At 72.4% G+C, this 11,221-nt stretch carries 10 protein-coding genes and 1 pseudogene; 5 read left to right on the forward strand and 6 right to left on the reverse strand.

What is annotated here, in order from left to right; genetic code table 11:
* A pseudogene (locus IZR01_RS43715) lies at nt 1–1,262 on the reverse strand (hypothetical protein); the annotation flags it as partial.
* Between the two features lie 146 nt (nt 1,263–1,408).
* Entirely contained in the window at nt 1,409–2,701 is a 1,293-nt protein-coding gene (locus IZR01_RS43720) for a sigma-70 family RNA polymerase sigma factor (protein WP_194898517.1), read from the reverse strand.
* 174 nt (nt 2,702–2,875) lie between these two features.
* Between IZR01_RS43720 and radA the strand changes: the two genes are divergently transcribed.
* Nucleotides 2,876–4,282, forward strand: a complete 1,407-nt coding sequence (radA, locus tag IZR01_RS43725) for a DNA repair protein RadA (RefSeq protein ID WP_194898518.1) — start codon at nt 2,876–2,878, stop codon at nt 4,280–4,282.
* 142 nt (nt 4,283–4,424) lie between these two features.
* Complete coding sequence (disA, locus tag IZR01_RS43730) at nt 4,425–5,483, forward strand: DNA integrity scanning diadenylate cyclase DisA (RefSeq protein ID WP_194898524.1); 1,059 nt, start codon at nt 4,425–4,427, stop codon at nt 5,481–5,483.
* 157 nt (nt 5,484–5,640) lie between these two features.
* Here the strand turns inward: disA and IZR01_RS43735 are convergent, their stop codons facing one another.
* The 3 genes from IZR01_RS43735 to IZR01_RS43745 all read right to left on the reverse strand — a co-directional run bounded on the left by IZR01_RS43735 (nt 5,641) and on the right by IZR01_RS43745 (nt 7,996).
* Nucleotides 5,641–6,453 (reverse strand): alpha/beta fold hydrolase, encoded by an 813-nt coding sequence (locus tag IZR01_RS43735; RefSeq protein ID WP_194927264.1) that lies wholly within the window; start codon nt 6,451–6,453, stop codon nt 5,641–5,643.
* A gap of 5 nt (nt 6,454–6,458) precedes the next feature.
* On the reverse strand, nt 6,459–7,073 hold the full coding sequence (locus tag IZR01_RS43740) for a dihydrofolate reductase family protein (RefSeq protein ID WP_194927265.1): 615 nt from the start codon (nt 7,071–7,073) through the stop codon (nt 6,459–6,461).
* Nucleotides 7,074–7,195: 122 nt separating this feature from the next.
* A complete protein-coding gene (locus tag IZR01_RS43745; protein WP_194927266.1) occupies nt 7,196–7,996 on the reverse strand; it encodes a hypothetical protein in 801 nt (266 codons plus the stop codon).
* 62 nt (nt 7,997–8,058) lie between these two features.
* Between IZR01_RS43745 and IZR01_RS43750 the strand changes: the two genes are divergently transcribed.
* Nucleotides 8,059–8,991 carry an iron-sulfur binding domain-containing protein gene (locus IZR01_RS43750; RefSeq protein WP_228561258.1) on the forward strand — a complete coding sequence of 311 codons (933 nt, stop codon included), beginning with the start codon at nt 8,059–8,061 and terminating at the stop codon, nt 8,989–8,991.
* Here IZR01_RS43750 and IZR01_RS43755 read toward each other — a convergent pair.
* Nucleotides 8,903–9,871 carry a helix-turn-helix transcriptional regulator gene (locus tag IZR01_RS43755; RefSeq protein WP_228561259.1) on the reverse strand — a complete coding sequence of 323 codons (969 nt, stop codon included), beginning with the start codon at nt 9,869–9,871 and terminating at the stop codon, nt 8,903–8,905. The two genes, IZR01_RS43750 and IZR01_RS43755, sit on opposite strands and share 89 nt — an antisense overlap.
* Between IZR01_RS43755 and IZR01_RS43760 the strand changes: the two genes are divergently transcribed.
* Complete coding sequence (locus IZR01_RS43760) at nt 9,870–10,469, forward strand: YbhB/YbcL family Raf kinase inhibitor-like protein (protein ID WP_194898522.1); 600 nt, start codon at nt 9,870–9,872, stop codon at nt 10,467–10,469. The genes IZR01_RS43755 and IZR01_RS43760 overlap by 2 nt on opposite strands.
* Before the next feature lie 167 nt (nt 10,470–10,636).
* Nucleotides 10,637–11,221, forward strand: a 585-nt coding sequence (locus IZR01_RS43765; RefSeq protein WP_194927267.1) for a chaplin, incomplete at its 3' end; no start/stop codon positions are given.

Consider the following 11,221-nt stretch of genomic DNA (forward strand, 5'->3'; position numbering starts at 1 on the left):
GCCCCCGCAGCCCCGACACCGGCGGCCAGCCCCCGGCGCGGCGCGATCGGGCCCTCGTCCAGTTCCGCCGACGCTCTGCGCAGCCAGCGGCGCCGTTCGGTTCCGGCGGTCACAGCAACATCATCGGAACCACTTCTCTCGTTGACCGTGTTCGCCGGCTGCTTCGCGTCCGGGGACGCGGAGGCCGACATGCCTAATCGCTCCGGTGCCGACGCCACCTCGCCGACGACGGCTTCGGCAGCGGCCGAGGAGACCCGGCCGGCCAGAAGGGCGCCGAGGCGTCGCGGGCGGCGTTCCACCGGCATCGGGGTGGCGGTGCGGGGCCGCGGCTGCGGGGGCCGCGGCGTCGCTATCGCCGGGAAGCCGAAGGCGTCGAAGCGGGACAGGCGGGTGGCGATCGCGGCCTTCTCCGCCGCCTTCTCGCCGGTGGTGTCCAGCAGGTCGCCGAGGACTCGCTCGCGCAGGGCCTTGGGCGCCGGGACGTGCGGGAGGATCGAGGGGGCCTGCGGTGCCCCGATCTCCTTGTGCAGGTGGTACTGGCAGCGGGAGCAGGCGTCGACGTGCCTCACCAGCGGCTCGCGGCGCTGCGCGGTGAGCCGGCCGGACCAGCCTTCGGCCAGCGTCGCCAGCTCCGGGCAGTGCCGGCGGGAGGTGCGCAGCAGGGCCAGGGCGGCCAGCGAGCGCTCAAGCTCGTGCCAGGCCTGGGACAGCAGCTCGAACGACTCCGCCGCCGGCTTGCCGAGCATCATCCCGACCGCGCGGCTCTCCATCCCGTGCCGGACCGACAGCTCCAGCATCTCGCGGTGCGCGCCGCTGAGGCCGTCGGTGTCCGGCCAGTCCAGGGACGCCAGCTCCGCCGACAGCAGCGTGCGCTCCAGCTCGGCCATCGCCGCGTCCTTGGGGGCCGACCCTGGAGCCGGCGCCGGAGCCGACGCGGACGAAGCTGGCGCCGAGGACGCCGTCAGCCGCAGCCGCGGCAGCTTCCCGGTCCGGCAGAAGTGCCGCGTGATCGCGTAGAGCCAGGGCCGCAGCATCTCGGCGTCCCCGAGATGCGCCACATGGTGGTCGGCCGCGACGAAGGCGCAGTACACCGCCGAGGACGCGGCCTCGTGGTGGCGCAGGCCACCCAGGGCGTAGGTGTGCAGACCGTCCGCGTAGGCGTCGTAAGCCGCCGCGCGTCCCCAGCTGTCGGAGACGCTGTCCCGGTTCACCGGGTCCGCGGGATCGAGGGGATCCGTGGCGTTCGAGTCGTGGTCCTTCACACCAGCCGACGTTAGACATCGGCCGTTGCGCTCATCGGTGGAATCGGCCCAGGTTGCCACCTTCGAGGGGTTCTGGAGCCCGGGCCGTGACCAAACTCCCGCGTCACCCGGCAGAGTGACGCGGGAGGGTTCGTCGGAGGGAGCGCTCAGCTGGTGGGGGTGCCCGGGGTGGTGTCGGTGTTGCTGGGCAGCCCGGGACCGCTCGGGATCGACTCCGACGTCGACGGGGTGCTGGAGACGCTGCTCGTGCTCGGCTTCTTGCTCGGCGTGGAGCTGTGCTCGGACGAGGAGGAGGTGGTGTGGCGGTAGGACGACGACGTGTGGTGCGTCGCCCCGGTGTCGGAGGCAGACGCGCCGGTCGGCACCCCGCCGTTGTCGGTCGAGGAACCCGTCGCCGAGTCCGTGGCCTGCTGGGTCGACGGCGTCGCCGAGGTCCCGCCCGCCGTGGTCCCCGCCGCGCTGCTGGTGTCGGACGTCGTGGTCGCCACGGACGAGGTGGCCCCGGTCCCGGCCGTGCCGCCCGAACCGCCGCCCCCGCCGACCACCGCGTAGGCCACGCCGCCGACCACCGCGACCGCCGCGACGATGCCGAAGATCGGCAGCAGCTTGCGCGCGCCGCCGGCCTTGGACTTGCCGCCGCCGGCCGGGAACCCGGACTCGTCGAAGTCGCCGGCCCGGCTCGCGATCCGCTGGCAGAACGCCGCCCCGGCCGGGTCGCGCAGGGTGTCCAGCACCCGGGCCCGCACCCCGGGCGGCACGAAGGCGTGCGGCAGTTCCTCGAACAGCCGCAGCGGCCGCCGGTTCTCGATGTGGTCGGCGCAGGCCTGGTCGGCCTTCACGTGCCGGGAGACCGAGTCCAGCCAGGGGTCCACGGCCTTGCCGTCCAGCCGGTCGAAGCGCTTGCCCAGCTCGGCGATCTCCGCGCAGCGCGGGTCGCCGACCCGGTTGGCCAGCACCGCGGTCAGACCGTTCTCCAGGTCCTCCTGGGCGTCCTGGACCACCTGCCCGATCTGTTCCTCGGTCATGTCCATGACCAGCGACAGGTCGCCGTCCACCATCCGGTGCCGGAAGGCCAGGTCGAGGATTTCCCGGGTCTCCGGCGGCAGCATCGCGTAGACGTCGAGCGCCGCGCGGGCGAACCGGTCGTTGCGGGTGCCCTGCGCCGCGTCGGCCGGGATGTCGTCGGAGACGCCCAGGCGCAGCGCCTCGGCGCGGCTGAGGGCGTAGAGCCAGGCTCCCAGCTCGTCCGGGTTGGCCAGCTCGCGGATCCGGTTGTTGGCGACGATGAACGCGTCTCGGAGGGCGTCCGCGGCCAGCTCATGATCGGCGAGCAGGTCATAACAATATGCATACAGGCGCGCACCGTATGTGTCATAGATCTGCCCGATGGCGAGCTGATCCCCCGCGCGCAGCGCCGTCACCATTTCCCGATCCGTCACGGCCTCAGAATTTAAGCCATTCGAGTGACGTCTAGCCAGTGGATCAGGGCATTCTTATTACTCGGGCGCCCCTATTGACCTCATTTGATCGAATATCGCCCCTGGACGCGACGCCGCGGTCCGTTATATGTACCCACAGGCGCCGCTGTCGGAGCCGACGGCTAACGTGGCGCCATGCCGACCACCAACTCCCGGGCCCGGAAGGCTGACTCCGCGGCCTCCTACCAGTGCACCGAGTGCGGTACGCAGTACGCCAAATGGGTCGGCCGCTGCGGCGAGTGCCAGACTTGGGGCAGCGTTGAGGAACGCGGGGCTGCCAAGTCGGCCCCGAAGACCGTGGCGACCATGCCGGCCCAGAAGGCCCGGCCGATCGGCGAGGTCGCGGTGGACGACGCCGCCGCGGTGCCCACCGGCGTGGGCGAGTTGGACCGGGTGCTCGGCGGCGGGCTCGTACCCGGCGCGGTGGTGCTGCTGGCCGGCGAGCCGGGCATCGGCAAGTCCACGCTGCTGCTGGAGGCCGCGGCCGCCTACGCCGGCTCCGGGGCCCGCACCCTGGTGGTCACCGGCGAGGAGTCGATGGCCCAGGTCCGGCTGCGCGCCGACCGCATCAAGGCCCTGCACCCGAACCTGTTCCTGGCCGCCGAGACCGATCTGGGCTCGGTGCTCGGGCAGATCGAGGCGGTGCGGCCGCGGCTGGTGATCGTGGACTCGGTGCAGACCATCGCCTCGGCCGCGGTGGACGGCACGCCCGGCGGCGTGACCCAGGTCCGCGAGGTGGCCGCGGCGCTGATCCGGGACGCCAAGGAACGCAACATGGCGTGCGTGCTGGTCGGGCACGTCACCAAGGACGGCAGCATCGCCGGCCCGCGCATCCTGGAGCACCTGGTCGACGTGGTCCTGCAGTTCGAGGGCGACCGGGCCTCCTCGCTGCGCCTGATCCGCGCCGCGAAGAACCGCTACGGCGCCAGCGACGAGATCGGCTGCTTCGAGATGCACGACACCGGCATCCGCGGCCTGTCCGACCCCTCGGGCCTGTTCCTGTCCCGGCGGCCGGTCCCGGTCCCGGGAACCTGCGTCACCGTCACCCTGGAGGGCCGCCGGCCGCTGGTCGCCGAGGTGCAGGCGCTGGTCACCAAGACCAGCGCCCCGACCCCGCGCCGGGCCTCCTCGGGCCTGGACACCAACCGGGTGGCGATGATCCTGGCCGTGCTCCAGCAGCGCGGCGGGATCGGCGGGCTGGCCAGCTCGGAGATCTACAGCGCCACGGTCGGCGGGGTGCGGCTCACCGAGCCGGCCGCGGACCTGGCGCTGCTGCTGGCGCTGGCCTCGGCCACGGTGAACGAGCCGGTCGGCGAGGGCGTGGTGGCCATCGGCGAGGTCGGGCTGGCCGGCGAGGTGCGGCCGGTGACCGGGGTGCGGCGGCGGCTCACCGAGGCCGCCCGGCTGGGCTTCAAGACCGCGCTGGTGCCCCCGGATCCGGACGGCAAGGACTACGGCGGGAACCCAGCGGGCCTGTCGATCGTCGAAGTGGGCGACGTCCGAGCAGCGCTTCACGCCGTGGCGACGGGCTCACGCCGGTAAGGTTGAGTCACTACGACCGTTTGGTTCCCGCTCTCGCGGAGATCGGGATCGCGCGGCACGTGGGGGCCGGGCACCCTAGATGAGAACACGAGAGCAGGATGGGAATCGCACAGTGGTAGGTGAGGCCACCGAACGCGCCGCCCTGTCGGCGATCCTGTCGAGCGTCGCTCCCGGCACGGTGCTGCGCGACGGTCTGGAGCGCATCCTGCGCGGCAACACCGGCGGCCTGGTGGTCTTCGGCTTCGACAAGCTGGTCGACGAGATGGCCACCGGCGGCTTCGTGCTCGACGTCGAGTTCTCCCCCCAACGTCTGCGCGAGCTGTGCAAGATGGACGGCGCCGTGGTGGTCTCCAGCGACGGCAGCCGCATCGTCCGGGCCGGCGTGCAGCTGGTCCCGGACCCGGCGATCCCCACCGCGGAGACCGGCACCCGGCACCGCACCGCCGACCGCGTCGCCAAGCAGACCGGCTTCCCGGTGCTGTCGGTGTCGCAGTCGATGCGCATCATCGCCCTGTACCTGGGCAGCCAGCGCGTGGTCCTGGAGGACTCCGGCGCGATCCTGTCCAAGGCGAACCAGGCCCTGGCCACCCTGGAGCGCTACAAGCTCCGGCTGGACGAGGTCACCGGCACCCTGTCGGCGCTGGAGATCGAGGACCTGGTGACGGTCCGCGACGTCGCGGCGGTGTCCCAGCGGCTGGAGATGGTGACCCGGATCGCCGACGAGGTGGCCGGCTACGTGGTCCAACTCGGCGTCGACGGCCGGCTGCTGTCCCTGCAACTGGACGAGCTGATGGCCGGCGTGGACCCGGACCGCGACCTGATCGCCCGCGACTACCTGCCCGAGCGCACCGGCAAGAAGGCCCGCACGGTCGCCGACGTCTCCGACGACCTCGGCGCCCTGGACCGCACCCAGCTGCTGGACCTGCTCCAGGTCTCCAAGGCGATGGGCTTCGGCGGCGGCGTGGAGGTGCTGGAGTCGGCGGTCTCGCCGCGCGGCTACCGGCTGCTGGCCAAGGTGCCGCGGCTGCCCGGTGCGGTCATCGACCGGCTGGTCGAGCACTTCGGCGGGCTCCAGAAGCTGCTCGCGGCCTCGATCGACGACCTACAGCGGGTCGAGGGCGTCGGCGAGACCCGGGCCCGCTCGGTGCGCGAGGGGCTGTCGCGACTCGCGGAGTCGTCGATCCTGGAGCGCTACGTCTGATCGAAGCACTACGTCCGACCTTAAGCGCTACGTCTGACCTGGAACGCCACGGCTGAGCCACGCACCACCGGCCGACACTGAGCACCGCTTGCCAGGCACCGAAGCCGCCTTCCCTCTCGGAAGGCGGCTTTCCCTTTCCCGGCAAGGCAATCGCGCCTCAGCCGAAGAAGTCGACCAGCGTCGGCGCCAGCGCCTCGGGGTGCTGAAGCACGCTGTGGTCCTGGCCGGGCAGCACGACCAGCCGCGCGCCGGGCACCGAGTCGGCCACCACCTTCGCCCCGGCCATCAGTCCGGGCGGAGTCTGGTCGCCGTAGACGGCCAGCACCGGCAGCCGGAGCGTGGCCAGCCGGTCCCGGTCCACGAGCTCCGAGGGCCGGGCGAAGGCCACGTCGTAGGGCAGCGTCAGGGCCTTGTCGAGGAAGAAGTCCCACACCGGGCCGTGCTTCATCCCGGACACGATCTCCGGCGGCAGGCCGATCGCCTCGCCGAGGAACAGGCTCGCGGCCCCGTCCCGGTCGCCCTGGTCGGCCAGCGCGGTGATCCGGTTCAGGAAGTCGGCCGGCGGGTGCGGTAGGTCCGGGTCGGCGCGGAAGGGCGACTCGTAGACCGCGACCGAGTCCACCGGCAGCCCGCGCAGCGCGGCCTCCAGGACCAGGATGCCGCCCGAGGAGTGGCCGAACAGGTGCGCGCGGCCGCCGACGTTCTCGATGACCGCCGCGAGGTCGTCGATCTCGTTCTGGACGTCGAACCCGCCACCGGCCTCCCGGACCGGATCCGTGCTCTCGCCCCGGCCGCGGCGGTCGTAGGTGACGACGGTGAAGCGCGGCGCGAGTTCCGCGGCCACGCCGGCGACCGTGCCGCGGTCGTTGAAGGCGCCGCCGACGAGGATCACCACCGGACCCTCGCCGACGGTGTCCACGGCCAGCGTGGCGCCGTCCTGGGACTTGATGTGCGCGGTCTGCCGGGTCATGGCGATCAGCCCTTCTGGGAGCGCGGGAGGCGGAAGCTGAGGTGGATGACGCCGCCTGCGTCGATGACCCGGAGCGGTTCGAGCTCGACCAGCCGATCCGGCAGCCCGTCGAACAGCCGCGTGCCCTGGCCGATCAGGACCGGCGTGACGTGCAGGTGGAGCTCGTCGACCAGGTCGGCGGCCAGTGCCTGCTGAACCACCTTGGCGCCGCCGGAGAGGTGGACGCGCTTCCCGTCCGGGCAGGCGGCCCCGGCGGCCTGGATCGCGGCCGGGACGCCGCCTTCGGTGACGAAGTGGAACACGGTGCCGTCGTCGAGCTTCACCGGCTCCTTCGGCCGGTGGGTGACGACGAAAACATCGGTCTTGTAAGGCGACTCGACGTTCCAGTGGTCACCGGCCGAGTCATACATGCGGCGGCCCATCACGTAGGCGCCAGTGTTGTCGACGCGTTCGGCCTTCATCAGCCGGGAGGTGTCGTCATCGGCGAAGACCCAGCGGGTGACCCGGTGGAAGCGGTCGTCGAGGTAGGGCGGTCGCTGCGCCTCCAGGCCGGTGGTGAAGCCGTCGATCGAGATCGACATGTCACAGCGGACGATGGGCGCGGGGGTTTCGGAAGTCATTTGGGTCTCCTACGCAGTGGGCTCTCGGTGCTTTCACCGGTTAGTCGGAGCCGACTCCGCATTCTGTACACGGCTCCGAGAAGTTTTCTCGGCGAACCGCGATCCCGCTCGGGGCTGGGCCCTCAGCTACCCGTCTTCAGCTGGAAGGACTTCGGCTGGCTCTGCGCCGCCGGAGTGTTCGGGGTGCTGCCGGGGGCCAGGCTCACCACGCCGTAGTACGTCCCGAGCTGCGCCGCCACCGGGCTGGCCGGGCAGCCCGGCGAGGAGCGGATGCGGTTCCAGGTGTAGGTGACCGTCTTGACCTGGTTCGGCCCGATGCCGAGCGGGGAGGCGCCGCCGGGCGCGCAGTCCGCCGAGGACCAGATGCGGTCCTGGCCGGAGTAGACGTTCAGGACCAGCGTCTTCGGGCTCACGTCGACGTCGCAGTCGGCGGTGCCCTTGTTGGTCACCGCGACGGTGAACTGCGGGTCGATGCCGTTGGCGTAGGCCGAGGCCGCGCTGGTCAGGCTCAGGCTCAGCTCACAGCCCGGGCCGCTGGCCGGTGCGGTGCCGCCGGTGGTCCCGCCGGTGCCCCCGGTACCGCCCGTCCCGCCGGTGCCGCCGGACGCGGCCGACGAGCCGCCGCTGGCACCGCCGGAGGGCGCGCCCGCGCTACCCGAGGAGGAGCCGCCGGGGGCCCCGGGCGTACCGGAAGCGCCGCCGTTGGCCCCGGTCGAGGAACCGCCGCCGTTCGGGGTCGAGGACTGCGACGCGCCCGGGCTGGTCTTGCCGTCAGCGACTGGCTGCTTCTTCCCGGAGCCCGACCCCGAGCACGCGTACAAGAGCAGCGCCAGCACAGCGAGGACGGCCAGCAGAACCAAAACGCGCCGCCGCCAGTAGACGGCAGGCGCGAGAGACCCGACGGGATTTCGCAGCGAACCCACGAGGGGTCACTCTACGGGGCCGGTGCCGCGGTGTGCTGCGCGCCTCGCCGTACGATCGTCAGATGGCGGAAAGAACGACTACGCGCAGAACCGGCGGCATCGGCCTCGCAGCCTTCGAACAAGGGGCTGAACTGGTCGAACGGGTAGTCGACTGGTTCCGGGCCGAGGCCCGGGACCTTCCCTGGCGGCGCCCGGACGCCTCGGCGTGGGCGGTGATGGTGAGCGAGTTCATGCTCCAGCAGACTCCGGTGAACCGGGTGCTGCCGGTCTACGAGGCCTGGCTCGACCGCTGGCCGACGCCCGCGGCACTGGCCGCGGAGCCCGTGAGCGAGGCGGTGCGGGCCTGGGGGCGCCTCGGGTACCCCCGGCGCGCACAACGCCTCCACGCGGCCGCCACGGCCATCGAAGAGGCCTTCGACGGCGTGGTCCCGGACACCTACGAGGATCTGTGGGCGCTGCCCGGCGTCGGCGAGTACACCGCCGGGGCGATCGCGTCGTTCGCTTATCAGAAGCGGCATATCGTTTTGGACACGAACGTCCGCCGGGTCCTGGCCCGAGTGGTGACCGGAACCGAGTTCCCGGCCGCGGCGACCACCCCGGAGGACCGCCGCATCGCCACCGCCCTGCTCCCGGACGCCGCCCCCGACGCCGCGGAGTGGGCCGCCGCGAGCATGGAGCTGGGCGCGGTAGTGTGCACGGCCCGCGCCCCCCGCTGCGACGCCTGCCCGGTGGCGAAGCTGTGCCGCTGGGTCGCGGACGGCAAGCCCGCCTACGACGGCCCGCCACGCCGCGGGCAGACCTACGAGGGCACGGACCGCCAGGCCCGCGGCCGCCTCCTCGCGGTCCTGCGCGACACCCACGGACCGGTGCCACGCGAGGAGCTGGAGGCGGCCTGGACCCGGGACGTCACGCAGCGCGAACGGGCGTTGGCGAGCCTGGTGAGCGACGGGCTGGTGACGGAGGAGGAAGGGGAGATGTTCGCGCTGGCGCATTAGCGGTCACCAACGCGCGCAGCCGCTGCTCGGTCACCGCGCCGACCGGGGTCAGCACCACCAGGCGCTGCTCGACGGCCCCGGGCGCGGCGAGCATGTCGTAGGCCACGGTCAGGACGCCGGCCACCGGGTGCGCCACCCGCTTCACCCCGCTGCCGCGCTCGCTGACCGTGTGGTCGCCCCACCAGGCCGCGAATGCGGAGCTTTCGGCCCGCAGCCGCGCTATCACCGCTTGGAGGCGGGGGTCGTCCGGGTACTTCGCGGCGTTGGCCCGGAGCGCGCCGACCGTTTCGCGGGCGACCTGTTCCCAGGACAGTTGGCCGCGCCGCATGTCCTCGTCGAAGAACAGCAGGAAGGCCACGTTCGCCAACGGGCCGTGGCCGAATCCGGTCCCGAACATCGCTGTCGCGGCGGCGTTGTGGGCCAGTACGTCGAAGCAGTGGTCGAGGACGTAGGCCGGGAGCGCTGGCATCCCGTCCAGGATCGCGCGGACCGAGGGGCTCACGCCGTCAGGGCGATCGGGCAGGCGGCGCGGGGGCGTCTGGCCGCGCGCCGTCAGATGCAGGTACTCGCGCTCGACCGGGGTGAGCCGCAGAGCCTCGGCGAGGGCGTCGAGCACCGCGGTGCCCGGGGCACCGACGCGGCCCTGCTCCAGCCGGATGTACCAGTCGATGCTCACCGCGGCCAGTTCGGCGACCTCCTGGCGGCGCAGACCCGGGGTGCGGCGGCGGCCGGCGGTGCGCAGACCGACGTCCGCCGGCGCGAGCCGGGCGCGCATGGCAGTCAGGAACTCGCCGAGGGTGCTCTGCCGGGTGGTACGCGCGGTACCAGGTTTCGAACGCTCTCCCTGGTCCAGTCCGTGGACACCAGAATCTTGCATCATGAACAAGAAGACGAGAATCACCGTTGCCGGGGTTGCTTCCGCCGCCGTGTTTTCCGCCGGGGCCGCCACCGCCTATGCCGCGTGCTCCGACCGGTTCGGCCACAGTCCGATCCGCGACGGCATCCCTCGGGCCGCCGCGCACTTCCACGTCAGCTCGCCGGATCTGCGGGACGGTGGCGTCTTCCCGGCCGCCGATGTCTGCACCGGGGCCACGACCCCGCCTCGCCTGACTTGGTCCGGCGCCCCGGCCGGCACCAAGAGCTACGCCGTGGAGATGTTCGACCCGGACGCCCCGACCGGGAGCGGCTTCTCGCACTGGCGGGCCTGGGACATCCCGGCGACCGCGAGTTCCTTCGGCGGTCAGGCCGCCGTGCCGGCCGGCACCGTGGTCGGCCAGAACGACTTCGGCGACCCGCACTTCGACGGGCCCTGCCCGCCGACCGGCGACATCGCGCACCATTACCGGATCCGGGTGCTGGCGTTGGACGTCCCGAGCATCGGGCTGCCGAGCGCCGGGACCAGTACGGCGTATTCGGGCTTTGTTATGGGCGGACACATCGTCGGGGTGGCGCAGATGACGGTTTCCGCGCAGGAGTGAGGCAGGCAATCCCCTGACCCGGTAACAAAAAACGCCGGTATCTGCCGGATGGTGGATATTCGACCACCCATCGGCCCGATATCCGTTACCGGAGCTCCGAAGGTGTCGTTGGGGCCCGAGAGCCGAGCTTCGGCTCCTTCGAATTCGACGACATCCGAGGTACATCCATGCACGCCTTTGTAAGGAAGGGACTGCTGCTGTCGGCTGCGACCGGCACGCTGGTCATGGGCTACGCGGGCACCGCGGCGGCGCAGGACTCGGCGACCACGCGCGGGGCCGCCTCCGACAGCCCCGGCGCGGTCTCCGGCAACGTGGCGCAGGTCCCCGCCGATGTCCCGGTCCAGGTCTGCGGCGACGCCGGCGCGGCCGGCGGTGCGGTGGTCGGCAGTCGAGACAACGCCTGCCGGACCGACGACACCAAGGCCGAGGCCACCGGCTACGCCGCCGACAGCCCCGGGGCGATCTCCGGCAACGTCGGCTCGGTCGCCGGCGACGTCCCGGTCCAGGCCTGCGGGCTGGCCGCGGGCGCGCTGTCCGCCGACGTCACGTCCCACGACAACGACTGCGTGGACGACGGCACGTTCGCCAAGGCGTTCGGCGCCGCGGCCGACTCCCCCGGCCTGGTCTCCGGCAACGTGCTGCAGCTGTCCGCCGACGTCCCGGTCCAGGCCTGCGGCGACTCCGCGGCCCTGCTCGGCTTCGGGGTGGGCGCCAAGGACAACCACTGCGTCAACGGCGGACCGCAGATGTCC

It is taken from the genome of Catenulispora pinisilvae (genome assembly GCF_015356865.1).
GTDB lineage: Bacteria > Actinomycetota > Actinomycetes > Streptomycetales > Catenulisporaceae > Catenulispora > Catenulispora pinisilvae.